This window comes from Achromobacter spanius (genome assembly GCF_003994415.1).
Taxonomy (GTDB): Bacteria; Pseudomonadota; Gammaproteobacteria; order Burkholderiales; family Burkholderiaceae_B; genus Achromobacter; species Achromobacter spanius_C.
The window spans coordinates 1,841,099-1,866,430 of sequence record NZ_CP034689.1 but is presented as its reverse complement, the minus strand read 5'-3'; the positions used below and the strand labels follow the sequence as shown (position 1 = coordinate 1,866,430).

Annotated in this window: 28 protein-coding genes, 1 tRNA gene and 1 pseudogene; 10 read left to right on the top strand and 20 right to left on the bottom strand. The window is 63.6% G+C overall.

From position 1 onward, the window contains the following. Positions 1-351 precede the first annotated feature (351 nt). The 3 genes from ELS24_RS08455 to ELS24_RS08445 all read right to left on the bottom strand — a co-directional run bounded on the left by ELS24_RS08455 (position 352) and on the right by ELS24_RS08445 (position 1,365). Positions 352-696, bottom strand: coding sequence for a hypothetical protein (locus tag ELS24_RS08455; RefSeq protein WP_050446034.1), 345 nt, complete (start codon positions 694-696; stop codon positions 352-354). A 190-nt stretch (positions 697-886) separates the two neighbouring features. Continuing rightward, a tRNA-Met gene (locus ELS24_RS08450) sits at positions 887-963 on the bottom strand. Positions 964-987: 24 nt separating this feature from the next. Then, positions 988-1,365, bottom strand: a complete 378-nt coding sequence (locus ELS24_RS08445; protein WP_240669467.1) for a hypothetical protein — start codon at positions 1,363-1,365, stop codon at positions 988-990. 169 nt (positions 1,366-1,534) lie between these two features. Here ELS24_RS08445 and ELS24_RS08440 point away from each other — a divergent pair, with 169 nt between their 5' ends. Together ELS24_RS08440 and ELS24_RS08435 are read left to right on the top strand one after the other, a co-directional pair. Continuing rightward, positions 1,535-2,974 (top strand): PLP-dependent aminotransferase family protein, encoded by a 1,440-nt coding sequence (locus tag ELS24_RS08440; protein WP_050446036.1) that lies wholly within the window; start codon positions 1,535-1,537, stop codon positions 2,972-2,974. Beyond that, entirely contained in the window at positions 2,971-3,537 is a 567-nt protein-coding gene (locus tag ELS24_RS08435) for a DedA family protein (protein ID WP_127183843.1), read from the top strand. Before ELS24_RS08440 ends, ELS24_RS08435 begins: the two co-directional genes overlap by 4 nt. 7 nt (positions 3,538-3,544) lie before the next feature. On the opposite strand, the gene ELS24_RS08430 is transcribed toward ELS24_RS08435, so the two are convergent. Both ELS24_RS08430 and ELS24_RS08425 read right to left on the bottom strand, forming a co-directional pair. After that, positions 3,545-3,817: a hypothetical protein gene (locus tag ELS24_RS08430; RefSeq protein WP_230693601.1), complete on the bottom strand. Its 273-nt coding sequence runs from the start codon at positions 3,815-3,817 to the stop codon at positions 3,545-3,547. Positions 3,818-4,016: 199 nt separating this feature from the next. After that, positions 4,017-4,262: a hypothetical protein gene (locus tag ELS24_RS08425; RefSeq protein WP_050446038.1), complete on the bottom strand. Its 246-nt coding sequence runs from the start codon at positions 4,260-4,262 to the stop codon at positions 4,017-4,019. A gap of 193 nt (positions 4,263-4,455) precedes the next feature. Here ELS24_RS08425 and ELS24_RS08420 point away from each other — a divergent pair. From ELS24_RS08420 to ELS24_RS08400, 5 genes and pseudogenes are all read left to right on the top strand, one after another. Continuing rightward, positions 4,456-5,060, top strand: a pseudogene (locus ELS24_RS08420) (hypothetical protein). 77 nt (positions 5,061-5,137) lie between these two features. Beyond that, entirely contained in the window at positions 5,138-5,596 is a 459-nt protein-coding gene (locus ELS24_RS08415; RefSeq protein WP_050446088.1) for an Lrp/AsnC family transcriptional regulator, read from the top strand. 94 nt (positions 5,597-5,690) lie between these two features. After that, entirely contained in the window at positions 5,691-5,999 is a 309-nt protein-coding gene (locus ELS24_RS08410; protein WP_050446040.1) for a hypothetical protein, read from the top strand. Continuing rightward, positions 5,996-6,976 (top strand): 4-hydroxythreonine-4-phosphate dehydrogenase PdxA, encoded by a 981-nt coding sequence (gene pdxA, locus ELS24_RS08405; protein WP_127183842.1) that lies wholly within the window; start codon positions 5,996-5,998, stop codon positions 6,974-6,976. The genes ELS24_RS08410 and pdxA overlap by 4 nt, the downstream gene beginning before the upstream one ends. A 139-nt stretch (positions 6,977-7,115) precedes the next feature. Beyond that, positions 7,116-8,093: a bile acid:sodium symporter family protein gene (locus ELS24_RS08400; protein ID WP_127183841.1), complete on the top strand. Its 978-nt coding sequence runs from the start codon at positions 7,116-7,118 to the stop codon at positions 8,091-8,093. A 70-nt stretch (positions 8,094-8,163) separates the two neighbouring features. Here the strand turns inward: ELS24_RS08400 and ELS24_RS08395 are convergent, their stop codons facing one another. The 12 genes from ELS24_RS08395 to ELS24_RS08340 form a co-directional block, all read right to left on the bottom strand. Then, entirely contained in the window at positions 8,164-9,546 is a 1,383-nt protein-coding gene (locus tag ELS24_RS08395; RefSeq protein ID WP_006218311.1) for a replicative DNA helicase, read from the bottom strand. Next, positions 9,543-10,382 carry a hypothetical protein gene (locus ELS24_RS08390; protein WP_050446041.1) on the bottom strand — a complete coding sequence of 280 codons (840 nt, stop codon included), beginning with the start codon at positions 10,380-10,382 and terminating at the stop codon, positions 9,543-9,545. The genes ELS24_RS08395 and ELS24_RS08390 overlap by 4 nt, the downstream gene beginning before the upstream one ends. A gap of 127 nt (positions 10,383-10,509) precedes the next feature. After that, the gene (gene rplI, locus ELS24_RS08385; RefSeq protein WP_050446042.1) at positions 10,510-10,965 is read right to left on the bottom strand and encodes a 50S ribosomal protein L9; all 456 of its coding nucleotides are present in this window, start codon (positions 10,963-10,965) and stop codon (positions 10,510-10,512) included. A 14-nt stretch (positions 10,966-10,979) separates the two neighbouring features. Then, positions 10,980-11,252 (bottom strand): 30S ribosomal protein S18, encoded by a 273-nt coding sequence (gene rpsR / locus ELS24_RS08380; protein WP_006218308.1) that lies wholly within the window; start codon positions 11,250-11,252, stop codon positions 10,980-10,982. A 119-nt stretch (positions 11,253-11,371) separates the two neighbouring features. After that, entirely contained in the window at positions 11,372-11,695 is a 324-nt protein-coding gene (gene priB / locus ELS24_RS08375; RefSeq protein WP_050446043.1) for a primosomal replication protein N, read from the bottom strand. A 51-nt stretch (positions 11,696-11,746) separates the two neighbouring features. Further along, complete coding sequence (rpsF, locus tag ELS24_RS08370) at positions 11,747-12,121, bottom strand: 30S ribosomal protein S6 (protein ID WP_006218306.1); 375 nt, start codon at positions 12,119-12,121, stop codon at positions 11,747-11,749. Between the two features lie 212 nt (positions 12,122-12,333). Continuing rightward, the gene (locus tag ELS24_RS08365) at positions 12,334-13,257 is read right to left on the bottom strand and encodes a DUF817 domain-containing protein (RefSeq protein ID WP_127186277.1); all 924 of its coding nucleotides are present in this window, start codon (positions 13,255-13,257) and stop codon (positions 12,334-12,336) included. A 7-nt stretch (positions 13,258-13,264) separates the two neighbouring features. Beyond that, positions 13,265-14,062: a GTP cyclohydrolase FolE2 gene (gene folE2 / locus ELS24_RS08360; protein WP_050446047.1), complete on the bottom strand. Its 798-nt coding sequence runs from the start codon at positions 14,060-14,062 to the stop codon at positions 13,265-13,267. A 186-nt stretch (positions 14,063-14,248) separates the two neighbouring features. Continuing rightward, a complete protein-coding gene (gene dxs / locus ELS24_RS08355) occupies positions 14,249-16,111 on the bottom strand; it encodes a 1-deoxy-D-xylulose-5-phosphate synthase (protein WP_050446048.1) in 1,863 nt (620 codons plus the stop codon). Positions 16,112-16,164: 53 nt separating this feature from the next. After that, positions 16,165-17,076: a polyprenyl synthetase family protein gene (locus ELS24_RS08350; RefSeq protein ID WP_050446091.1), complete on the bottom strand. Its 912-nt coding sequence runs from the start codon at positions 17,074-17,076 to the stop codon at positions 16,165-16,167. A 7-nt stretch (positions 17,077-17,083) separates the two neighbouring features. Then, positions 17,084-17,350: an exodeoxyribonuclease VII small subunit gene (locus ELS24_RS08345; RefSeq protein ID WP_127183840.1), complete on the bottom strand. Its 267-nt coding sequence runs from the start codon at positions 17,348-17,350 to the stop codon at positions 17,084-17,086. Positions 17,351-17,432: 82 nt separating this feature from the next. Next, a complete protein-coding gene (locus ELS24_RS08340) occupies positions 17,433-18,287 on the bottom strand; it encodes an IclR family transcriptional regulator (protein WP_050446051.1) in 855 nt (284 codons plus the stop codon). Positions 18,288-18,455: 168 nt separating this feature from the next. Between ELS24_RS08340 and ELS24_RS08335 the strand changes: the two genes are divergently transcribed. The 3 genes from ELS24_RS08335 (at position 18,456) to ELS24_RS08325 (ending at position 22,088) form a co-directional block, all read left to right on the top strand. Continuing rightward, positions 18,456-19,424 carry a Bug family tripartite tricarboxylate transporter substrate binding protein gene (locus ELS24_RS08335; protein WP_127183839.1) on the top strand — a complete coding sequence of 323 codons (969 nt, stop codon included), beginning with the start codon at positions 18,456-18,458 and terminating at the stop codon, positions 19,422-19,424. A gap of 213 nt (positions 19,425-19,637) precedes the next feature. Further along, on the top strand, positions 19,638-20,648 hold the full coding sequence (locus ELS24_RS08330; RefSeq protein WP_050446053.1) for an acyltransferase: 1,011 nt from the start codon (positions 19,638-19,640) through the stop codon (positions 20,646-20,648). Positions 20,649-20,942: 294 nt separating this feature from the next. After that, complete coding sequence (locus ELS24_RS08325; protein ID WP_050446054.1) at positions 20,943-22,088, top strand: aromatic ring-hydroxylating oxygenase subunit alpha; 1,146 nt, start codon at positions 20,943-20,945, stop codon at positions 22,086-22,088. A gap of 89 nt (positions 22,089-22,177) precedes the next feature. On the opposite strand, the gene ELS24_RS08320 is transcribed toward ELS24_RS08325, so the two are convergent. The 3 genes from ELS24_RS08320 to phnX form a co-directional block, all read right to left on the bottom strand. Then, positions 22,178-23,308, bottom strand: a complete 1,131-nt coding sequence (locus ELS24_RS08320) for a TIGR03364 family FAD-dependent oxidoreductase (RefSeq protein WP_127183838.1) — start codon at positions 23,306-23,308, stop codon at positions 22,178-22,180. 13 nt (positions 23,309-23,321) lie between these two features. Next, positions 23,322-24,344: a putative 2-aminoethylphosphonate ABC transporter substrate-binding protein gene (locus ELS24_RS08315; RefSeq protein ID WP_050446057.1), complete on the bottom strand. Its 1,023-nt coding sequence runs from the start codon at positions 24,342-24,344 to the stop codon at positions 23,322-23,324. Positions 24,345-24,486: 142 nt separating this feature from the next. Further along, positions 24,487-25,317, bottom strand: a complete 831-nt coding sequence (gene phnX, locus ELS24_RS08310; protein WP_127183837.1) for a phosphonoacetaldehyde hydrolase — start codon at positions 25,315-25,317, stop codon at positions 24,487-24,489. Between the last annotated feature and the right edge of the window lie 15 nt (positions 25,318-25,332).

The following is a 25,332-nucleotide window of genomic DNA, read 5'->3' as shown; positions in this document are numbered from 1 at the left end:
GGCAACTCCGTCATGACGGGCGGGTACAAGGGCTTGGGACAGTACATGAGGAACAATTCGGTTTGATCCGAAGCGATAAAAGGCGCTGCGGCACGTCGGGGACGGCGGCTACCGAAACGGCATGCGGCGTCGGGGGAGGATTGTCGCACGGGCCCGGCGGACGGGGGCTCGGGATCCGCGCCAGCCCCGCCTGCCGGCATGAAAAAGGCCTGGCGCCGGCCAATGTTTGACCGCAGGCGCCAAGCCTTTGTTTTGCAAGAATAATTCCAACATGCACAGAGCCTATCCCAAGGCTTGTCCACAGTCGCTGTGGGTAACTCTCAGCCGTAACTTCCGGCCGAACTCCCAGGCTCAGGCGTTACCGGCGGCCTGCATGGGCCCAGACCAAGGCTCCGCGTCCAATTCAAAGCGCAACTCTTGATACTCGCCATCCACGGCCACCGAACGCAGCAAGCCCGCACCCATGGCTTGGCCCAGCGCGCGACGGCACAGGGTTTCGGGATCATCCGGCAAAGACTGGAAAACCCCATCCGGAATGCGCAAGCGCAGCAGCGCCTGGGGATCACCGCGTTCCGCGGGCCGGCCGATATGGATGTGGGCGGGGTAGCCGTGCGGGCACCAGATGCCGACGTGGTACTTGCCTTCAGCGCCGGTATCGGCGACAAAACCGGGATGATCGTATTTTGCTGTACCCATGACCCCTCCTTCTGTGCGGCAACCTAGCGCGCGTGGCCCATGGTAGCTCAGGGTTGGGGCGCTGTGCAGGCACGAACATCCGGGAAACTCCGGGCTGGAACATTGGGTTGACCCAGGGCAAGTCCAGGCAAAAAAAGGAAACGCCGGACGAAAAAAAGCCGCGATATGAAATCGCGGCTTTTCTTGAAACTGGTTGCGGGGGCAGGATTTGAACCTACGACCTTCGGGTTATGAGCCCGACGAGCTGCCAGACTGCTCCACCCCGCGTCTGATGTGATGAATCATACACCATTATGAAATCTTGTGCAGCGCACCCAGGCTTTTATTCGAAGATTTAGGCGATTTCAGGCGAAATATTTTTGCGGTCGCCCTCAAGATACGGCTAATTGGGTCCGGAACATCCAGGCAAATGATGTCGGCGGCGTCGATAGCCGTGACGCGCACCACGCCCCCCTCTACGACCGCATGCGCCTCGCTTGCATGCACGCGCACGGAAACCGGCAAAGGCAGGCGGCCCGTGGCTTCCGTGCCTGCCGCCGCTTCTTCCAGGCGCAAGCTGCCGGCCATGCAGATGATGGTTGCGCCGGCACGCAGCACAAAGGTGTGAGAGGCGCCAGGCGCGATTTGCAGGCGGCGGGAGGGGCCTTCGGGGTAACTATCGGCATGCATGATGATCTCCAATCGGACACTGACAGGCTACGCGGGCGCTGCTTTGCGCAACAGCCACAATCCCTGGCTTTCTGTACCGATGCAGATGCTCGATTTTGCCGCTGTTATGGTGTACTTTTCTTCAATCTGTGCCTTCCTACATTCCAAGCTCGGGGAGCATGATCGGCGCATGGACCCACAACCGCTGTACCTACGCTTGGCGAACCACTATCGGCGCGCCATCCAGACGGGCGTCCTGGCGCCCGCCCAGCGCATGCCTTCCGTACGCACACTGGTGCGCACGCACCATGTCAGCCTGTCTACCGCGTTGCAAGCCTGCCGCCAACTGGAAGACGACGGCTTGATCGAAGCCCGGCCACGGTCGGGTTATTTCGTTTTGCAGGCCCGCCGCAACACAATCCCGCCCGTCAATGAGCCAGACATCCGGCAGACGCTGGGCGCCGCGCAGTACGTCGGCATCCATGATCGCGTGTCGGACTTCATCGCCAAATGCGAAGCGCACCCGGTAAGCGCCAATTTCGCCCTGGCGGCGGCAGTGCCCGAAGCCTATCCGATGGATGCGCTGAAGCAGGCAATGACGCGCGCGCTGCGCACGTCGCCCCATGTGCTGGTGAGTCCGGTACCGCCGCAAGGACACCCCGAGCTACGGACGGTGCTGGCGCGCCGGGCGCTGGCCAATGGCATCAACGCCACGCCGGATGACGTGATCGTCACGCATGGCTGCATCGAAGCCCTGAATCTGGCGCTGCGCGCCGTGGCACGACCGGGGGACACTATCGCCGTCGAGTCGCCCACTTACTTCGGGCTGCTGCAGATTCTGGAAAGCCTGGGCATGCGCGCGCTGGAAATTCCGACCAGCCCGCAGCACGGCTTGTCGATCGAGGCGCTGGACCTGGCCTTCCAGACGCACGGCAATATTCGCGCCGTGGTCGTCGTGCCGAACTTCCAGAATCCGCTGGGTTGCGTCATGCCGGATGCCGAGAAAGCACGGCTTGTGGCGCTGTGCGAACGCCAGCAGGTGCCGCTGATTGAAGATGACACCTACGGCGCCCTGACCGATGACGACACGCCCTTGGTCGCGGCCAAGTCCTGGGATGCAACCGGCAACGTGATCTATTGTTCTTCCATGCACAAGACGCTGGCCCCGGGCATGCGCCTGGGTTGGCTGCTGGGCGGGCGCTGGAAGGCGCGCATTGCCATGCTGAAGTACGCACAAAGCCGGCCGAATGAACCCTTAGCGCAGATCGCCGTGGCCGAGTACATGGGGTCACGCGCCTACGACCGCCACCTGACGCGCTTGCGCAGGCACCTGAAGCAACAGCGCGACCAAACGGCCGAGGCCATCGCCGCGCACTTTCCGCAGGGTACGCGCTTGAGCGTGCCGCAAGGCGGAATGCTGTTGTGGGTGGAAATGCCCGATGGTCGTTCGGGCATGGACGTGTTTGAAGCGGCGTTGCGGCAAGGCATCCGCGTTGCCCCCGGCGCCATGTTTTCGAACGGCACGCGCTACAACCACTTCCTGCGCATCAGTTGCGGCCAGCGCACCACCCCGGAGATCTCGCGCGCCTTGTTGACCCTGGCGCGCATCGTGGGCGAGCGCGCGGGATGAACATGTCGCTACATCAATTCATCGTTGATTACGGCCTGTGGGCGGTGCTGGCCGGCACCTTTCTGGAAGGCGAAAGCGTGGTGGTGTTCGCGGGCTTTCTGGCGCACCAGCATCTTCTGCACTTGCCGTATGTGATGTTGTGCGCCTTCGCCGGTTCCTTCGGGGCCGACCAACTGCTGTTCTTTCTGGGCCGGCGCTATCGCGACCACCGCTTCGTGCGGCGCATCCGCGAAAAACCGGCATTTGAAAAAGCGCTGGCCGCCATCGACCGCTATCCGCACGGCTTCATCCTCAGCCTGCGATTCCTGTATGGCCTGCGTACCGTGGGGCCCGTGGCGCTAGGGATGTCGCGCGTGCCACCGTTGCGCTTCCTGGTGCTCAACGCCATCGCCGCCGTCATCTGGGCCGTGTGCTTCAGCGTGGTGGGCTATGCGTTTGGCCAAACCATCGAGACCCTGCTCGGCCGCCTGCACGGCGTTGAAACCAAGCTGGCCGTCGCCGCGGCGATCGGCTTGGCGATTGGGCTGGCCTATCACCTGCTTGCCCGCCGACGGCGGCGCTAAGCCGCCATCAACAGACGATGCGGCCACTGGCGCGCAATACATGGCGCCGTCGCGCCTTGCGATACCAGCCGCCAACCAGGGGTAACAACGCCAAGCGGCGCAGGATGGGGTGGCGCTGGTCGAAGTCGTGCCACGCCTTGAAGCCATGCCCCATGCGCTCCCAGCTTTCGCGCGCTTGAGGCGAGAGTTTGCCGGGGTCGAACGCCGCCAGCTTTGCCGCTTCCGAAACGCGCGCCAACATGGCGGTGCCCGGGTGTTCCAATCGATACTGATTCCGCATGGGGCCGCATATTACCCGGCTTGGCGCGCTTGTGGAGATTACACAATTGCGTGTCTGAAACGCCCAAATGGAGCCACCTTTGACCGCCAGCCTCAAGCCCTTGTAATTAAAGGACAATGCAGATCTATGCCCGCACTATCCCAAGGCTTGTCCACAGAAGATGTGGGTAACTTTCTGATGTGCAGCGCCCGCGCAACGCCTACTTCAGGGCGGCAATGATCATGTCACGCACGCTTTCGAAGCCCGCCACGTACTGCGGGTTTTCGGAGCGCGCCAACAGGCTGGAATAGTTCTGCTCCAACTGCGCCTCGATCGCTTCCCGCAGGCCCGGCGATGCCTTGACCAGGTGCAGCATCGACAACAAGGTCGAATTCAGCGCGTCGATGCGGCCGCCCTGGTGCGAAATGGTGTGGACGATAACGGCAATTTGTTCTTGGATATCCATGGCGTAAGCCTCCTGGCAGTGATGATCGGCGCAAATCCTAGCATGGCGCCCGCCCCCCCTGCCCCTGCCCGCCTTGCCGCGCGGGCGCTAGGCAAGCGCCAGGCGCCGCGCTAGCATAAAGCGTAGCCGCTGAGCCAGCGCGGCGCACGCCACCGGCGCCATCCGCGGCATCCGGGGCCACGGGAGCGCGCTCATGAAGACGATCCAGAACTATGCCCCCCGAATGCTCAGGCGCTGCAACGCTTGCAGGACAAGCTGGGCTTCAGCGATGCACGCATGGCCGAACTGGCCGGATTGGACGCCGCGACGCCATGGCCCAGCTACGTCGGCGGCCCCGAGCCGCGCACACTGGGCCGGCAGCGCCTGTTCTACATGATGGCCCGCCTGGCGCTGGACGAACGCCAGTGGCAAACCGTGTTGGACGCCATGCATGAAGCGGGCGCCCGCTTCGACTATGAAGATCCCTTGGCCATCAGCGCGCCAGCAGCGCCGGAACTGGTGGCCGACGAAGAACGCAAATTCGGCATGCTGCTGGTCAGCCGCAACGGCGCCTTCCACGAGATGGAGCAGTTGCGGGAATTCGCACATTTCGCGCATGAAGCCGACGTCAGCCGCTTTGTGAATTCCGTGTTCTACGACAGCGACATCGACCTTTGTCGCTTCCACTTCGCCGACCACGACGGCTTGGATGACGCCAGCCGCGACCGCATTTTCGATGCCGCGCACAAGACCATCACACGATTCGAGTTCGACGGTCGCATCTATCACGGCGGCATTCCGCCTGAATCAGACGGTTAGCCCGGCTCGCCCGCATTGACGCAAGCCGCTGCGCGCCTGTACCGTCGGCACTCCGCTACTTGGCGCACGTTTTCAGCATGAACGAACGACTCGACGACATCGACCGGCAACTGCTCAGCCTGCTTTCGGCCAACGCGCGTGAACCCGCGGCCATCCTGGCGCGCAAATTGGGGCTGGCGCGCACCACCGTTGTCGCACGCATCGCGCGGCTGGAACGCGAGCACATCGTGTCGGGCTATGGCGTGCGCCTGGGCCGCCGCCTGGAAGAAGCCGCGGTGCGGGCCTATTGCTTCATCAGCGTGCTGCCCAAGACGCCGGCCGCCGTCATCCGCGAACTGGAACGCATGCCGGAGGTGGAAGAGGTGTCATCGGTCAGCGGACCGTACGACTACCTGATCTTCCTGCGCTGTGAAACCCACGAGCAACTGGACGACCTGCTGGACCGCATCGGCCTGATCGACGGGGTCAAGCAGACGCAGACCTCTATCGTGTTGAGCCGCAAGGTGGATCGGCGCAGCGCCGTGGCGGCCCCCTGAGGCCCACCCAAGGGCCGCGCGAGCAACCCCAGCGTCTTTTCTCGTGCACCGACATGGTGTTGTAATGGCGGATATCGCGATTTCTGGATGACCCATGTTTGCACGCCTTGCCCCCGCCGCCGCCTTGCTGACCCTGCTCTCCGCCTGCTCCAGCATGAGCGAGGTCACGTCCGTCGGTAAAGACACCTACAGCGTCACCTACAGTTCGGGCACGCAATTGCTGACGTGGGTTGAACTGAAGAATCAGACGCTGCAACGCGCCGACCAGTATTGTCAGGAGATCGGTCGCAAGCTGCAAAAGCCGCAAGTGACTTCCAATCACGCGACGGGGCTGGGTTCCAAGCGCGCCACGGTCACGTTCGAATGCGGCGTCATTGAACCGCCCAAGGACAAGGCATCGTGAACGCGTCATTGCCGGTGGGCATCACCATGGGCGATGCCGCCGGCATCGGCCCTGAAATCGTCGTCAAGGCGATTGCGCAAGGCTTGAGCGCCCCCTGTGTGGTCTATGGTGATGCGGGCGCGCTGCGCCGCGCCGTGACGCAATTGGGCGCGCGCCTGGAGGTCGTGGAAATCCGCGACGTCACCCAGGCCAGCCCCGCTGCGGGGCGCATTCATGTCGTCTCCTGCAGCCCCGCCCTGCCCGCCGATCTGCCACTCGGCCAGATCAGCGCAGCAGCCGGACGCGGCGCCTACGACTATGTCTGCGCCGCCATTGATGACGCGCAGGCCGGCCGCATCCGCGCCATCGTCACCGCGCCGCTGAACAAGAAGTCCATGCACGAAGCGGGTATCGACTACCCCGGACACACCGAGATCCTGGCCGACCGCTCCGCCACGCAAGACTTCGCCATGATGCTGGCCAACGACGAATTGCGCGTGCTGCTGGTGACCATTCATGTGGCCTTGGCGGACGTGATCGCGCGCATCACGCCCGAAGCCGAACTCACCGCCATGCGGCTGGCCGACCGGGCCTGTCGGCAAATGGGCATCGCCGCCCCGCGCGTGGCCGTGGCGGGCCTGAACCCCCACGCCGGTGAAGGCGGAAAGTTCGGCCGCGAAGACATCGACATCATCGAGCCGGCCATCGCCCGCGCACGCGCCGAAGGCATCGACGCCAGCGGCCCCTGGCCCGGCGACACCATCTTCATGCGCGCGCGCCGTGGCGAATTCGACATCGTCGTGGCCCAGTACCACGACCAGGGACTGATTCCGGTGAAGTACCTGGGGCTGGACCACGGCGTGAACGTCACGGTGGGCCTGCCTTTCGTGCGTACCAGCGTCGACCACGGCACCGCCTTCGACATCGCCGGCCGTGGCGTGGCCGACCACGCTTCGCTGGTGGCCGCGTTCGATCTGGCCCTGGCAATGACGCCCTAGCGCGGCAAGCGCCCCACGAGGACTACAATACGCCCCGTTTCAGGCGTGGCTGCCGCGCCGCCGCCTGCCGTTCCCGTTTTCATTCCCGTTTTCATCCCCGTTTGCCATCCCCGCTTTCAGCCCGCCCTTTGGTTCGTCCATGTCACGCCTAGTCCGCCTTCTGCCCGACCGCTTCACCCTCTACCTGATCTGCACCGTCATCATCGCCAGCATCGTGCCCGCGCACGGACAAGGCGTGGTGGTCTTCGGCTGGATCACCAACATTGCGGTGGGCCTGCTGTTCTTCCTGCACGGTGCGCGCCTGTCGCGCGAGGCCATCATCGCCGGCCTGACGCACTGGAAACTGCACCTGACGATCTTCTCGGCCACGTTCCTGATGTTTCCCCTGCTGGGCCTGGCGCTCAAGCCTGTGCTGGAACCGCTGGTCACGCCCGAGCTGTACCTGGGCATTCTGTTCCTTTGCTGCCTGCCCGCCACGGTGCAATCAGCCATTGCCTTCACCTCCATGGCGCGCGGCAACGTGCCGGCCGCGGTGTGCAGCGCGTCGGCCTCCAGCCTGCTGGGCATTTTCCTGACCCCGCTGCTGGTGGGCACGGTCGTGGCCAACGCCGGCAGCGCACCGATTTCGTTCGATGCGGTCGGCAAGATCATGCTGCAACTGCTGCTGCCCTTCGTGCTGGGCCAGGTCGCGCGCCGCTGGATCGGCGCCTGGGTCCACAAGCACAAGGCCATGCTGAAGTTCGTTGACCAGGGTTCGATCCTGCTGGTCGTGTACACCGCCTTTTCAGAAGCCATCAACGAAGGTCTGTGGAGCACCACACCCATCCCCGCGCTGGTCGGCCTGGTGGTTTGCTGCGCGGTCATCCTGGCGCTTGCACTGGGCTTGTCGGCCTTGGCGGGCAAGGTGTTCGGATTCAACGTGGAAGACCGCATCACCCTGCTTTTCTGCGGTTCGAAGAAGAGCCTGGCCAGCGGTATTCCGATGGCGCAGGTGCTGTTCGCCGGCCACGCCGTGGGCGCCATCGTGCTGCCCTTGATGCTGTTTCACCAGATTCAGTTGATGGTCTGCGGCGTGCTGGCCGCGCGCTACGGCAAGCGTCCGGACGTCAAAGACTGAACCCTTCCACACAAAAAAAACCGCGCACATTCGATGTGACGCGGTTTTTTTTTGCGATGCCGACGACGGGTCAGTACATGTCGCGCGGTTGCGCACCAGAGAAGTTCAGGAAGCGCGTGCTGGAACCCTGGAACGTCAGGCGCACGGTGCCGATGGGGCCGTTACGCTGCTTGCCGATGATGATCTCGGCCGTACCCTTGTCGGGCGAATCCGGGTTGTAGACTTCATCGCGGTAGATGAACAGGATCACGTCGGCGTCCTGTTCGATAGCGCCGGATTCGCGCAAATCGCTCATCACGGGGCGCTTGTTGGGGCGCTGTTCCAGGCTTCGGTTCAACTGCGACAGCGCGATCAGCGGGCAGTTCAGTTCCTTGGCCAGGCCTTTCAGCGACCGGCTGATTTCCGACACTTCGGTAGCCCGGTTTTCGCCGGAGCCGTTACCCGACATCAGTTGCAGGTAGTCGATGATGATCAAGCCAAGCTGACCGCACTGGCGCGCCAGGCGGCGCGTACGCGCACGCACTTCCATCGGGCTCAGGGCCGGGGTTTCATCGATGTAGACCTGCGCATCCTGCATCAGTTGCACGGCGTGCGTCACGCGCGGCCAGTCATCAGCAATGAGCTTGCCGGTACGCATGCGATGCTGGTCCAGCAAGCCGACCGAGCCCAACATACGCATCGCCAACTGCACCGCACCCATTTCCATGGAGAACACCGCCACGGGCAGGCCCTGCTCGATGGCCACGTGTTCGCCGATGTTCATCGAGAACGAGGTCTTGCCCATCGACGGGCGACCGGCCACGATGATCAAGTCACCGCCCTGCATGCCGGACGTCATCTTGTCCAGGTCGGTAAAGCCGGTGGGCACACCGGTAACGTCGGAACTGCCTTCGCGGTGGTAGAGCTCGTCAATGCGTTCGACCACCTGAGTCAACAGCGGCTGGATCTCCTGGAAACCGGCGGCGCCGCGCGAGCCTTCCTGAGCGATCTTGAAGACCTTGGATTCCGCTTCATCCAGCAGTTGGCGCGCTTCCTTGCCCTGCGGGTTCAAGGCGGCCGATGAGATCTCGTCGGCAATCGACACCAGCTTGCGCAGCATGGCGCGCTCGCGCACGATTTCAGCGTAGCGGCGGATGTTGGCGGCCGACGGCGTGTTGTGCGCCAGCGCGTTCAGATACGCCAAGCCGCCCGAGTCTTCGGCCTTGCCGGCGCTGATCAGCGATTCATTGACGGTGATGACGTCGGCGGGCCGCGCCAAGCCGATCAGGCGAGCGATGTGGTGCCAGATCAGCCGGTGGTCGTGGCGGTAGAAATCTTCTTCGACCAGCACGTCGGCAATACGGTCCCACGCGGTGTTGTCCAGCAACAGGCCGCCCAGCACCGACTGCTCCGCCTCGATGGAATGGGGAGGAACGCGCAGGTATTCAAGCTGGGGATCGGCAGGTGTGTTCATGGCTTCAATAGTAACGGCTGCAAAATAGCGGCAACGCGGAAAAAACCCTGGATATCGCGCGACGGCAGGCGCCGCAACAGGGGACGCAAAGGCGCAGCAACGCCACAAAGCACGCGGGCCAAGCGCTTCAGGCGGGCCTTGACCGCCGTGTCCGGGTTGCTTTCCAGATACACGTCGAGCGCCAGTGTACCCAGCGTAACGGCTACATCGTCGGGCAATTTACGCAAAGACACCAGCGACGACAACATCTGGAAAAGGTCGTAGGCCTGAGCCAACGGCCGGGACAGAGTTGCGCCGATGTTCTCTTCGAAATCGATGCGCCACAGCTCGCCATCACGCAAGGTGACATTGCGGATCTGCGCGCCGCCATGCCACATGCCACGCGCGTGAAACGCCGCCAGATCGGCGGCTGCCGCGCGGGTCAGCCAAAGCTGCGAGGTGGCGTCTTCGTTGCGGATCAGGTCGGCCAGATCGTCGCCCACATATTCCAGCACCAGCAGGCCCTGCTCCTGCCACCACACCTCCGGCACGCGGCAGCCTGCCTCCAGCAGCATCGACAATCGCTGAGCCTCGTGCGTAAGACCGTTACGCAGCAGCACGCCAGGGCGCGGAAACTCGCCCAGAAACACCTTGCAGCCCATGCCCAGGAAAAGCGCGCGCACATAGCGCAGCGCGTAGCTGACACCGCGGCCAAAACTCGGACGTCGGCGCTTGACGATGCAGCGCACGCCGTCGATTGTCACGTCGCGCACCGACGGTTCACGCAGGGCGTCAACACTGTCGAGCCAGGCGCGCAGGCCGGGCGGCGCGTTGCGATGGACGGGCGGCTGAGTCAAGGGGTCCTCTGTGCGAAGCAAGGTGGCGTCTGATGCGTGACGCCGACAAGACGACAAGCATAGGACAGCCAGACAACAAGAAAAAAGCCGGCACGCGGGCCGGCTTCTTTTTACTGCGGGTACCGGCTTAGGACAGTTCGCCTTCGACCTGAACCGTGACGTCGACAACCACGTCGGCGTGCAGGGCGACCTGGATCGGGAACTCGCCGACCGACTTCAGTTGGCCGTTGGGCAGGCGCACTTGGCCCTTTTCAACGCCTTCGAAACCAGCCTTCTTCAGCGCTTCAGCGATGTCGGCATTGGTCACCGAGCCGAACAGACGACCGTCAACGCCGGCCTTCTGAGCGATCTTCAGTTGGAAGCCGGCAATGCGCTCACCCAGAGCCTGGGAGGCGGCCAGCTTTTCAGCCTGGGCCTTTTCCAGCTCGGCGCGGCGAGCTTCGAATTCCTTCAGGGCGGCGTCGGTAGCACGGCGGGCCTTGCGCTGGGGAATCAGGAAGTTGCGGGCGTAACCGTCACGCACGCGGACGACTTCACCCAGGTTGCCCAGGTTGAGGACTTTTTCGAGCAGAATAACTTGCATTTCAGTGCCCCGGATTAGTTGTGGTTGTCGGTGTAAGGCAACAGGGCCAGGAAGCGCGCGCGCTTGATGGCGGTGTCCAGCTGGCGCTGGTAGATTGCCTTGGTGCCGGTCAAGCGAGCCGGGATGATCTTGCCGTTTTCTTGCACGAAGTCGCGCAGGGTGTCCAGATCCTTGTAGTCGATCTCTTCGACGCCGGCTGCGGTAAAGCGGCAGAACTTACGACGCTTGAAGAGCGGGTTCTGCTGCGTGAATTTGCGTTTTTCTTTGCGTTTTCCGAAGAAAGCCATGATATGTGCCTCTATGTTTGAGGGGGCGGGTTTTACCCGGGGTTTTTTGAAAACCGGGCCCAGCACCCCATAACCTATCCGTATTCAGAAGGCGCTCTCGCACCTCTTGCTCAACCCTTTCAAGCCACCTGCGGATCGCGTCCTGCGCTACCGCTGATCTTGCGCGCCTGCTGCAGATGCAGCTTGATCTTCACCGAGTCTTTGCGGACGGGAGCCAAAAACCCCTGCACCAGCAATTCAGACCCTAACGCGGTGTTTTTCAACAGCAACGCCAGATCGCCCAATGCCACGGCCGTGATCGTCAATTCAACACGGCGCGGGTGGCCGGCTTCGATGACTTCGGACTCGTGCGCCAACACCATTTCCAGTGCGGGCAGACCGGCGGGAGTGTGGCGCAAAGGCTCGCATTCAAGAACGCGGGCGCTGAGTTCCAGCTTATTCATCCTGCCAGGCACCGAGGGGACTTCATGAGTTGAGCTCTGCGTGAGCCCTGCTTACTCGGGCTGAACCGCGACAGCTTCAGCCGAAGCCTTACGGGCTTCTTCGCGCTCAACCGACTTCATCATGATCGAGGGCGTGGTCTGGGCCTTCTTGGTCTTGATGACCAAGTGGCGCAGAACGGCGTCGTTGTAGCGGAACGAGTGTTCCAGCTCATCCAGCGTGGCTTGGCCGCACTCGATGTTCAGGCAAACGTAGTGAGCCTTGACGAGCTTCTGGATCGGGTAGGCCAGTTGACGGCGACCCCAGTCTTCCAGGCGGTGAACCGAGCCGCCTTGGCCCGTGACCAGCGCTTGGTAACGCTCGACCATGGCGGGCACTTGCTCGCTTTGGTCGGGGTGAACAATAAACACTACTTCGTAGTGACGCATGAGTAAAACTCCTTGAGGATGTCTTGCTGGCCAAGCGTCTTGCACCCGCGCTTTCCATCATGGGTGGTTGCATGCATGGCTACAATTCAGCCGCACACACAAAAGACAACTAGCCCGCAAGGGGCAGCCCGCTACCCAAAAACCATGGGCGGTCGAGCAAGAAAGCCCTCGATTATTACCGATTGAGCATCGCTTCGCAAGCGGCTGGGGTGTCAGGAAATCAGGGACGGGGCTTTCCCACCGCCCGTCTCGACCCCTTGCGGCAAATCGGCAACAGCGATTTCACGCGGCCGATTGACCACGCTGACCATCACGTAGCTGATGATCATCAAGAGGAACCACGAGCCCAGCTTGGCGATGGACACCCATTGCCAGGCATGCGACTGGTTGGGATAGCGCCAGGCGTTGGCGAAGGTGCCGATGTTTTCGGCGAACCAAATGAACAAGGCCACCAACACGAAGCCCAACAACAAGGGCATGCGGCGGTAGACGCGCCATATGCGGAAATACACCCAGGTTCGCGCGAACAGCACGGCCGTCAGCGCGAACAGCAACCACCGGAAATCCATGATGAAGTGGTGCGCGAAGAAGTTCAGGTAGATCAGCACCGACAAGGCCACCGTGGCGACCATGGGAGGATGGGCGCGAAACCGGAAATCGAACAGCCGCCACACCCGCGCCAGATAGCTGCCCACTGCCGCATACATGAAGCCGGTAAACAGCGGCACCCCGCCGATGCGCAGCACGCTGGCCTCGGGGTAGATCCACGACCCCGCCGCCGTCTTGAAGATTTCCATGCCGGTGCCAACCACATGGAACATCAGGATCACGCGGGCCTCGCTCCAGGTCTCCATGCGCAAGGCCAGCAGCAAGACCTGGATGCCCAGCGCGGCGATGGTCAGAAAGTCGTAGCGCGCCAGCAGCGCGTCCTTGGGATACCACCAGTGCGTGCCCAGCAGCAGCGCGCACATCAGCCCACCGAACAGGCAGGCCCAGGCTTGCTTGACGCCAAAGCGGAAGAACTCGTAGAGCGCCACGCCCAAACGACCGCGGCCGGCCAAGTTATTGGCCAGCCGCGATTCCCAGGCTTGCAGCCCCGCGATGAGCGGCCAGTCGTTGGCCGCCGGATGGTGCACGGGACGCTCAGCCTTCCACGACGGCGTAGGCCGAGTGGTTGTGGATCGATTCAAAGTTCTCGGCTTCAACGCGGTAGCGGGCGATGCCGGGGTGCGCGGTCAGGCGCGCGGCCACGTCACGCACCAGGTCTTCGACGAACTTGGGGTTGTCGTAGGCGCGTTCGGTCACGTACTTTTCGTCGGGGCGCTTGAGCAGGCCCCAGAGTTCGCACGAACCTTCTTCTTCGATCAGGCGGATGACACCGTCCATGCTGATGTCGCCGTTCAAGATGGCCGACACGGTCACGTGCGAACGCTGGTTGTGCGCGCCGTATTCCGAAATGGCCTTCGAACACGGGCACAGGCTGGTTACCGGCACCTGCACGACGAGCTCGAATTCAACACTATCGCCCTGGGCGCGCGCGATCCACTGGACTTCGTAGTCCAGCAGGCTTTGCACGCCGGAAATGGGGGCCGACTTGTTGATGAAGTACGGGAACGCCGCGGTGATGTCACCGCGCTCTGCGTGCAGCAGCGGCAGCATGTCTGCCGCCATGGCGCGGAACAAGGCCGGCGTCATGGGCGTGCTGCGATATTTTTCCAACAGCGCCACAAAGCGGGACATATGCGTCCCCTTTTCTTCGGGCGGCAGCGCCACGGTCAAGGTCCAGTTGGCGACGGTGCCCTGGGGCGAACCATCGCCGCTTTCAATCAGCATGGGGTGGCGCACGCCACGGATACCCACGCGCTGGATCGGGATGTGCCGGGTGTCCGCCGAGCTCTGGACGTCGGGCATCACGATGGCGGGGTCGATCGGAGAATTCATTTCAGCTTACCTGTCTAGGCAACCAGTCGCTCGCGCAAGGCCTAGGAAACTTTAAGAGGGGGCCATTATCGCCCAAAGCCACGGGACCGCCAGGGAAAACCCTTCTCTCCGTAGGTCGCTTGGGGCAGAACAGTGTGTTGCAAATCCGGACGAGGGCGCCGCCCCCGACCGGATGCCGCGCCAGCTTCAAGCCAGCAGATCGGCGTAGCGATTGCGGATCGACTGCTCGATGCCAGCGGCATCCAGTCCGATGCCCGCCAGCAAGGCAGACTGGTCGCCATGGTCGATGAAGACATCCGGCAAACCCAGTTGCAGCACCGGAATCTGCACGCCCGCGGCGCTCAGCGCTTCCAGCACCGCGCTGCCGGCGCCGCCCATGATGGAGGCATCTTCGATCGTGACCAGTGCGTCGTGGCGGCGCGCCAGGTCCAGGATCAGGTCCAGGTCGATCGGCTTGACGAAACGCATGTCGGCCACGGTGGCGTCCAGCTTGTCGGCAGCGGCAAGCGCCGCTTGCACCAGCGTGCCAAAGCCCAGGATGGCGATCTTCTTGCCTTCGCGCCGCACCACGCCTCGGCCCACTTGCACCGTGTCCAAGCCCGCGCCTTCCGGGGCGCCACAGCCAGCGCCACGCGGATAGCGCACCGAGGCCGGGCCCGGATGCTGATAACAGGTCGACAGCAGCAGGCGCGTTTCGCTTTCGTCGGAAGGCGTGGCCACCACCATGTTCGGCACGCAGCGCAGAAAAGCGATGTCGTAATTGCCGGCGTGGGTCGCGCCGTCGGCGCCGACGATGCCGGCGCGGTCCAGCGCGAACGTCACGTCCAGGTTTTGCAGCGCGACGTCGTGGATGAACTGGTCGTAGCCTCGCTGCATGAACGTGGAGTAGATCGCCACGACGGGCTTTTGCCCTTCGCAGGCCACGCCCGCCGCGAACGTCACGGCGTGCTGCTCAGCGATGCCCACGTCGAAATAGCGCAGCGGAAAGCGCTTTTCGAATTCCACCAGGCCGCTGCCTTCGCGCATGGCGGGCGTGACGGCGACCAGATGCGGGTCTTGCTCGGCCATGTCGCACAGCCACTGGCCGAACACCTGCGTGAACGTGCGCTTGCCGGGCGCCTTGGATTGCTGGATGCCGACCGCGGGGTCGAACTTGCCCGGGCCGTGATACAGCACCGGGTCGGCCTCGGCCAGCTTGTAGCCCTGCCCCTTCTTGGTGACCACATGCAGGAATTGCAGGCCTTGCAGCGCCTTCAGGTTCTGCAAGGTGGGCACCAGCGCGTCCAGGTCGTGCCCATCGATGGGACCGACGTAGTTGAAGCCGAATTCTTCGAACAGCGTGGCCGGCGTGACCATGCCCTTGGCATGCTCTTCAAACCGGCGCGCCAGTTCCAGCACGGGCGGCACGTGTTGCAAGACCGCGCGGCCCACGTTCTTGGCGGTGGCATAGAAGCGGCCCGACATCAGGCGCGCCAGGTAGCGGTTCAGCGCCCCCACCGGCGGCGAGATCGACATGTCGTTGTCGTTCAGGATCACCAGCAGGTTGATGTTGGGCGTGACACCCGCGTTGTTCATGGCTTCGAACGCCATGCCCGCGGACATGGCGCCGTCGCCGATGACGGCAATGTGCTGGCGTTGCACGCCCGCATTGCGCGAGGCCACCGCCATGCCCAGCGCCGCCGAGATGGACGTGGACGAGTGCGCGGTGCCGAAGGCGTCGTATTCGGATTCGCTGCGCTTGGGAAAGCCCGAAATGCCACCTTGCTGCCGCAACTTGGCCATGCCGGCGCGGCGGCCGGTCAGGATCTTGTGCGGATAGGACTGGTGCCCCACGTCCCAGACGATGCGGTCATGCGGCGTGTCGAACACCTGATGCAGGGCCAGCGTGAGCTCGACCGTGCCCAGGTTGGACGACAGGTGTCCGCCCGTTTTGGATACCGACTCCAGCACAAAGCCGCGCAGTTCGTCGGCAAGCTTTTTCAGCTCGCGGCGATCCAGGCGCTTGAGGTCGGCCGGGGATTGAATGCGGTCCAATAAATCAGTCGTCATGCTTGTATGGGGTTCGTTGCCCCGGCCTGAACCCAGGCCGGGCTTATCACGGATCAGCGGTCTCGAAGGACGATGAAATCAGCCAATTGCGCCAAACGCAAGCCCGCGTCGCCCAAAGGCTCCAGCGCCGCCTGCGCGGCCACGCGCAATTCCTCGGCAAACGCGCGCGCCTCGGACAGGCCCAGCAGTGATACGTAGGTGGGTTTGTTTTCCGCCGCGTCCTTGCCGGGCGTCTTGCCCAGGCTGGCCGTGTCGGCGGTGACGTCCAGGATATCGTCCACCACCTGGAACGCCAGGCCCATGGCTTGCGCGTAGGCGTCCAGCGCCTGGCGCGAGGCCGAACTGGCGCCCGCCACGATGCCACCCAAGGCCACGCTGCACGCCAGCATGGCGCCCGTCTTCATGCTGTGCATGGTCTGGAGTTCGTCGCGCGACAGCGAATGGCCAACGCTGAGCAGATCAATGGCCTGACCACCCGCCATGCCCTGGCTGCCGGCGGCACGCGCCAACGACTGGGTCGCCTGCACGATCAGCGCGGGCGCAATGGGCATTGAGGCCAGCAAGTCGAAAGCCAGCGGCTGCAAGGCGTCGCCCGCCAGCATGGCGGTGGCTTCGTCGAACTGCACATGCGTGGTGGGCCGGCCACGACGCAAGGTGTCGTCGTCCATGCAGGGCAGGTCGTCATGCACCAGCGAATAGGCGTGGATCAATTCAACGGCGGCCGCGGCGCGGTCCAGCGATGCCTCGATGGCCAGCACGCTGCCGCTGACCGGGCAGGCCTGCCCAGCGGCGTAGACCATGGCGGCGCGTACCCGCTTGCCACCGCCCAGCACGGCGTAGCGCATGGCTTCATGCAGGCGGACAGGCAGCACGTCCGCGGGGGGCATCAGGTCGTCCAGGACGTCTTCGACGTGCCGCACGCGACCCTGCAACCACTCCGCAAAGGGGAGTTGAGTTTGCTTCATCTGATTCTTATTCGTCATCCAGCGCCGCCGGGTCCAGCGGGCGCAGCAGGTCGCCTTCCAGAACCTTGACCTGCTGTTCGGCCTGCGCCAGGCGTTCCTGGCAAACCCGCGTCAGCGCCACACCGCGCCGGTAGGCGGTCAGTGATTGCTCAAGCGGCAACGAGCCGTCTTCCATGGCCGCCACCAAGGACTCCAACTCGGCCAGGGCCGTTTCGAAATCTTGAGGCAGGGGGCGGTCATCAATCTGCGGATCGGCTTGTGCGGACTTGGCCAAACGGGTCTCCGAGGGCGCTAGGGGTGGATCAATCTGTGAATTGTACGAGATAGCCAAACCAGACCCTGACGCACGGGAAGGATCAGGCCGGCGCCCCCGCCAAGCCAGCGATCGCGGCCCGCAATGCCGGCCCCACACGCGCGCGCAAATCCGGCTCCGGCAGCAGGCTGACCGGGCCGCCGCAACTCATCACGAAGACGCCTTCGCCGGTAATCGAGGTGAACGGCACCGCCACGGCGTTGATGCCCGACTGCCATTCACCCAGCGCGAAACAGCAGCCCGATTCCTGGAGTTCGGCACGCGCGCGCAAAATCGCATCGACAGGCGGCGCCGCCTGGCCCAGGCGCGCCATCACGTCATCACAAGCGCCTTCGGGCAGGCTGGCCAGATACGCCCGGCCCATGGCGCTGTCCAGGCTGGCGCGATAGCCCACGGGCAGGCGCAGGTACAAGGCCGACGAGCCGTGGATCGCTTCGACGTAAGTCATGGCGTCGCCATCAAAGGCGCCAAGCGCAACCGCGCCCCCCGTGTCGCGGGCCAGGTCGCTCATCGACGCCTTGGCCAGTTCGCGCACTTCCAGCCCGGCCAACAAGCCGAAGCCCAGCGCCAGCACGCCATAGCCCGGCGAATACTTGCCGGTGTCGGGGTGATAGCGCAAGTAGCCCAGCTCGGTCAGTGTGTACGTGATGCGGCTGATGGTGGGCTTGGGTAGCCCGGTCAAGCGCGCCAGGTCCAGATTGCCCAGCGCCGTCACGCCATGACGAAAACAACGCAATACATCCAGGCCACGCGCCAGGGCCGTAATGAAATCCGGCGAACTTGCGCCCTCGCCCACGCCGGCCGCGCGTTTACGACGAGCAGGCTGGCTCAATTCCAGCCGTTCATCCGGTTTGGCGGCGGCATGGACGACGCGCTTGGAGTCAGAAAAAGATTGCATTTCACTACGCTTCGTTTTTATAGTTTATTTCGAATGACAAAACTAAATTCCATTTATCGGAATTTAAAGCATCCAAGGAGACCTGGCAAGCAGCACAACGCGCTTCACCGCGCAGCCGCCAAGCCAGGCCCGGCGATCCACTCACGCACGCGATTTCAAGGGGAAAACATGATTCGCACGAGCATCAAACTACTGGCTACCTTGGTTCTGGGCGCGGCCGCGCTGGGCGCGCAAGCCGAGACCTATCCGGCCCGACCCATCAAGATCATCTCGCCCTTCCCGGCCGGTGGCGCCACCGATGTGCTGACCCGCATCCTGGCTGAACGCATGGCCAAGACCCTGGGCCAGTCCATGATCGTGGAAAACAAGGCGGGCGCCGGCACGTCCATTGGCGCGGCCTATGTATCGCGCGAGCAGCCGGACGGCTACACCATCCTGATGGCCACCAACTCCACGCTCGTCACGAACCGCTATCTGTACAAGGACCTGCCTTACGATCCGGACAGCTTCGCGCGTATCGGCATGGTGGGCGTCGGCCCCCTGGTGCTGCTGTCCAGCCCCAAGCAGCCCTTCAACAGCACGCAGGACGTGGTGGCCTATGCCAAGCAGAACCCGGGCAAGCTGACGTTCGCCACCTTCGGCCCCGGCACCTCGTCGCACCTGGCGGGTGAACTGTTCAAGTCGCGCGCGGGCATCGACATCCTGCACGTACCCTTCAAGGGCGCCACGCAAGCCCTGCCGGCCCTGATCAGCGGCGACGTGGACCTGTTCTTCGACATGGTCGCCACCGGCATTCCGCAGGCGGACGCAGGCAAGGTCAAGGTGTTCGCCATTACCAGCCCGTCGCGCCTGGCCACGCTGCCCAAGCTGAAGACCTTGTCCGAAGAGGGCTATCAAGGCTTCGACATGACGGCATGGTTCAGCTTTGTTGCGCCGAAGGGCACGCCGGCTCCGGTGCTGGAAAAGCTGCAGGCCGCGTTGACCGAAACGCTGAAGGATGAAGGCGTGAAGAAGCGCATGCTGGACATGGGCATCGACCCGCGTTCGGGTACGGCCGCCGAGCTCGACAAACAGATCAAGGCCGAACAACCCATCGTGTCTCAACTGGTCAAGCAAGCCAATATCGTCGTGCAGTAAGTCGATACGACACGCGCAACTGGTTTCGTGACAAATCGTCTCGCGGTCCCGCCGGCCCGCGAGACGGCGGCGGGCCAAGCGCCTGCCACTTTTTACACCGACAGCACCCCCAGGGGCCTGTCGGTTTTTTACGCCTTGCCTAACCGCTGGATACAGAAGCCGTACCTGCTCGACTGCTAAGGTGAAAAGCAGCAAACACCCAGCGGGAGCCCGATGCCTTTGACCGAAGACCGTTATGCCCGCCTGGATGCCGCCCGCTGGTTGGCGGCCGTGGCCGTCGTCCTGTTGCACAGCGCGGCGTTGATCGTCAGTGACCCGGCTGCCTACGGCAAGGGCGCGTGGCTGGCCGCCAATCTTTACGACTCGGCGGCGCGGTGGTGCGTGCCCGTGTTCGTGATGGTCAGCGGCGCTCTGCTGCTGGACCCGAACAAGCCGCAGGACGCCCGCCAGTTCTACAGCCGGCGCATGGCACGTATTTGCGCGCCGCTATTGTTCTGGACGTTGTTCTACCTGGCCTGGCGCACCGGTCTGGACTGGTGGGACGACGGCCGTATCGATTTTTCGTTCTGGCCGCGCAAGGTGGCGCAAGGTGAACCGTATTACCACCTTTGGTACCTGTACATGATTGTGGGCCTGTACCTGTTCGCCCCGCTGGCCCGCATGCTGTATGCGCGCAGCACGCCGCGCGGACGCGCGCTGTGGGTGGTGGGCATTCTGGGCGTGGCGATCCTGGACGCGCTGTACCGGCGCGCGCTGGGCGCGCCGCACGGATTCTTCCTGACGTGGTTCCTGCCATATCTGGGCTACTTCGTGGCCGGCCGCTTGATTTTCGACGGCGACATGCGCGTTCCCCGGCCGGGTCTGGTGCTGCTGGCCAGCGTGGCCGCCACCGCCCTGGGCGTGAACCTGATGTCCGATGGCCATAAGCTGGACACGTACTTCTACGACTACTTCAGCCTGACCGTGCCGTTCATGTCACTGGCCGCGTTCCAGTGGATCGTGGACACGCCCCGGCTGCCGCGCCTGGCCGCCCTGGCGCCCCTGACCTTCGGCATCTACCTGATCCACCCCGTGTTCCTGGATGTGGCACGCCGGGCGGGCGCCATTTCGGGCAACCCGCGCGACGCCTGGACAGTGCCCTTGCTGACCCTTGCGGTCTTTGCCTTGTCGGCCGCCAGTTGCTGGCTGCTGAGGCGTCATCCCGCTACCCGCAAGCTCGTCTGAAAGACCTACGGCGAGAAGGGTTAATCGGACGTTGGCAGCAGGCTGGCAAGCCCCGTGAACACTGGACGAACCCTCGTCCATCTTCGCGGGCGTGAGGGAGGCCCTTGGGGTACAATTCACGGCTTATTTGATCGGCCAGACACCGATTTTTCTTCGCGCCAGCACGTATGTAGCCAAGCTCATCGTTGAGCTCCAAGCAGTTTTCAGAACAATTTCCTGAAAACGCTGGGCTTGAACAAAAACGCTAGGCAGAGCTCAAACCGTCCTGGCTTTTTTATCCGAGCGGAGGGAATCATGACCGACATCGGTCGGATGGCACATGTCGTGCCAGCTCGCACCCAGCTACCCGTCAGCGCTTACTTTGACGAAGCCCTCTTTGCCCGCGAGCAAGAACTCATTTTCAAGCAATCCTCGCAGTATGTCGGACACCAGAAATTAGTGCCCGAGATTGGGGATTGGCGGTCGTTGGTCCAAGAGAACGGAGGGCGCGTGCTGGTTCGTAACCAGCAAGGCGTTGAACTCATCTCAAATGTCTGCCGCCACCGTCAGGCATTGATGCTGGGCGGCGAAGCCGGCAATGTGGCCGGCAACTGCAATACGCAAGGCAATCTGAAGGCAACCGGCGGCAATATTGTCTGCCCGCTGCACCGTTGGACGTACAACAACCAGGGCGAGTTGTTGGGCGCGCCTCAGTTCGAGACCACACCCTGCATGAATTTGCAGAAGTTTCGCCTGCGCGATTGCCACGGCCTGCTGTTTGAAGGCCCGCGCGATCCGGCATCGGACATGGCCCCCTTGTTCTCGCGCCCCGAGTTCAACTTCGGCGACTACGTGCTCGACCACGTTGAAGTGCATCAGTGCAACTACAACTGGAAGACCTTCATCGAGGTCTACCTTGAGGACTACCACGTTGGGCCGTTCCACCCGGGCCTGGGCCGTTTCGTTACCTGCGACGACCTGACCTGGGAATTCAACGACTGGTACAGCCTGCAAAAAGTAGGCGTGCACAATGCGTTGGCCCAACCGGGTTCAGACGTGTACAAGCAATGGCACGACCGCCTGCTGTCGTTCCGCGAAGGCGATGCGCCCGATTTCGGCGCGGTCTGGGTCACGTATTTTCCGACCCACATGATCGAGCTCTACCCGCACGTGCTGGTGCTGTCCACGCTGTACCCGAAGAGCCCGCAAGAAACGGTGAACGTCGTCGAGTTCTACTACCCCGAGGAAATCTCGGCGTTCGAACGCGAATTCGTCGAGGCCCAGCGTGCCGCCTACATGGAGACGGCCATCGAAGACGATGAGATCGCCGAACGCATGGACGCCGGCCGCAAAGCCCTGATGTTGCGCGGCGTGAATGAAGCCGGTCCTTATCAGTCGCCGATGGAAGACGGCATGCAGCACTTCCATGAATGGTATCGACGCATCATGCAAGACCTCTGAACCCGGGCTTGCATCCGTAAAGCAAAGGGCCTCGCGAATTTTTCGCGAGGCCCTTTTCATTGCACGCGGCAAATGCTTGCCGGTGCCGGTCAATGTCCCATCACGCCCGCCACCGTGCGTTCACCGATCGCCAGCCCCACCGTCATGCCGACGCCGGAATGCATGACCGCCACGGTCGTGGCCGCGTCCACCGGCATCACCGAGAACGGCGCCGGGCCGTGTGCGCCATACACGCCCTGCCAACGCTCCAGCACGCGCAAGCGCGCACCCAAGGCCTGCGACGCCAGGTCCAGCATGGCGTTGTCGACCGCCTCATCGTTGAACGGGAACGCATCCTGCCCGTAGTGATGCGAATCGCCGATGATCAGCTCGCCATTCGGCGTGGGGCTGATCAGCAGGTGGATACCGTTTTCAACCAGCATCGGCGTGCGTTCCTGGATCACCTGGCGCAGCGCTTGCGCCGTGGGCAGGTCCGAGAAGGCGCCGTAATGCACGCACGACAGGCCAGTCAGCACCGGGCGGTCCAAGGCGATGGCGTTGGTCTCGAACGCCGCGCGCAGCATCTGCAAACGCGAGACTTCCAGGTTCAGCGGCGCGAAGCGTTCAGGCAGCAGCGTCAGGTAATCATGCCCGGGGCACACGAAGACATGCTTGCCCTGGAAGTCGCCGGCCGTGGTGCCTACCAGGCCGTTTTCCACGGCGCGTGCCAACGTGCCGGTAATGAAGGTCACGCCCAGCGACTCGGCCAGGTAGCGGGTCATGGCCGGCAAGGCCTCGCGCGAATAGATCTGCAGGTCGTCATGCCCCTGCAGCGCCAGGCAATGGTGCGCAAGCTGTCCGCCGTACAGGCCGGCCACCTCGCGCGCCGACAGCAGGTTGGCGCGATAGCCTTCCTGCGCCAGGCGCATGTCGGCGAATTCCTGCAGCACACTGGCCTCGTCGGCGTTGCGCGCCAGCACCAGCGCGCCGTTGGCCCGCACATGAAAGCCCGCCTTGGCGGCCAGCTCCAGCCACAGCTCGCGTGCCTGTTGCGCGTGCGACAGCATCATGCCGGGCGGCTGGCCCGTCACGATGACCTGGCCGAAGTTGCGGATGGTGGCGCCGTGCGCCTGGCGGCTGCGCTCAATGACCGCCACCGACAGGCCGCGCTTGGCAGCCGCCCAGGCGTGGGCGATGCCAAGCATGCCCGCGCCCACCACGATCACGTCGTAAGTTTTCATCGCGGGCAGCGCCTTACTTCTTCTTCGGCTCGGACTTGCCGTCGTAGCGGCGGGTCCACTCGGCGATGATGCGTTCGCGGTTCGTGGCGGCCCACACGAAGTCGTTCTTGATCATGCGCTTGGTCAGGTCGGCCGGCAGGTTCGGGTTGGCCGTGGCGATGGACGGAATCGCCAGCACCGCGAAGTTCGCCTTGTACAGCTCGTTGGCCTCGCGGCTGGCCGAGAAGTCGGCCAGCTTGCGGGCGGCTTCCAGGTTCTTCGTGCCCTTCATGATGGCGGTGGCTTCCACTTCCCAGCCCAGGCCTTCCGACGGGAATACGGCTTCGACCGGCGCGCCATCGGCCTTCAGCTTGGCCGCGCGGTAGTCGAACGACACGCCGATCGGGAATTCCCCCGCGGCCGCCATGTTGCACGGCTTGGAGCCCGAGTGCGTGTACGAACCAATGTTCTTGTGCAGGGCGTCCATATAGGCCCAGCCCTTCTCTTCGCCAAAAATCTGCAGCCAGGCGCTGACGTCCAGAAAGCCCGTGCCCGAGGACGCCGGGTTCGGCATGACGATCTTGCCCGCGTAGACAGGCTTGGTCAGGTCTTGCCACGAGGTCGGCTTGGGCAGCTTCTGCTTTTCGGCTTCGATGGTGTTGAAGCAGACGGCGGCGGCATAGCCGTCCATGCCGACCCACGACGGCTCCGCCTTGGCGTCGCGCATGTTGGCGGCGATCTGGTCCAGGCCCTTCGGGGCGTAGGGTTGCAGCATGCCTTCCTTGTCCATCAGGCCCAGCGCCGTGCCGGCCAGGCCCCAGATCACGTCCGCCTTGGGGTTGCTTTTTTCGGCCAGCAGCTTGGCGGCGATGATGCCCGTGGAATCGCGGACCCATTGAATCTTGATGTCGGGATTGGCCTTTTCGAACGCGGCTTGGTAGACCTTGATCTGGTCGGCTTCGAGCGCGGTGTAGACCGTCAACGTGGTCTCGGCGGAGGCGGCGCCCATTACACCCGTCAGGGCGGCGGCCAGGGCAAGCAGCTTGTAGCGATTCATGAGTAACTCCGTGTATTGGCGGAAAAAAAGGGTGAAGGTCGCCGCCACGGTCGGACATTGCCGACCGCGGTCGCGGTAAAACGAAAAGTGGAACTACGTCCGGCTACGCCGGGCGGATGGCCTCAAGGCAGAGGGTTTGCGCTCAGGGTCGATCGCCTCGCGCCAGTCGGGCTTCGATATCGGTGATCACGGCGGGCAGGTCGGCCACCGTGTCGATCAGGTAATGGGGGTGCGCGGAAGACAGCTCAGCGCGAGCCTCAACCCGGGCGCGCTCGCGGTCGTTCTCATCCAGGCTCAGGTATTCATCCAAGGTAAGGCCGGCGGCATTGCCGGACAGCAGGAGCCCCACCGTCCACATGCCGGCGCGGCGCCCTTCCTCGATACCAGGGGCGGTGTCGTCAACCTTGATGCAGCCGGCCACGTCCGACAGCCCCAGCTCGACCACGTTTTTCAAGGCCATCGCAGGCGCCGGACGCGCGCGCGGCACATCGTCGCTAGCCACGATGCAGTCCGGCTCCAGGCCCTCGGAGGCGGCCCGTTCAACCACGCGGCGCATGACGCTGCCGGGGTAGCCCGAGCACGAGCCGATCTTCAAGCCGCGTTGGCGCAGGGCGCGCAGCAATTCCGCCGCGCCCGGAATGGCCGCTGAATATTGCGCCACCTTTTCCAGTTGCATCGGCAGGAAGCGATCGTAGATGGCGGTCACGTCGTCATCGGAAGGCAGGCGGCCGAACTGGGCCTGGTACTGGCTGGCGATGGCGGGCTGGTCGCACAGGGCGCGGATATGGTCCCACTTGCCCATGCCCATGGGGCCGCGGGCTTCCTTCAGCGACACCTCCATGCCGAACTGCGAGAAGGCGTCCACGAACACCTTGGTGGGCGCAAACGAGCCGAAATCGACCAGCGTGCCGGCCCAGTCAAAGATGACGGCTTCCAGTTGGACGGGCAAGGTTGAAACAGTCATGAGGGTCATCCTAGAAATAAGCGT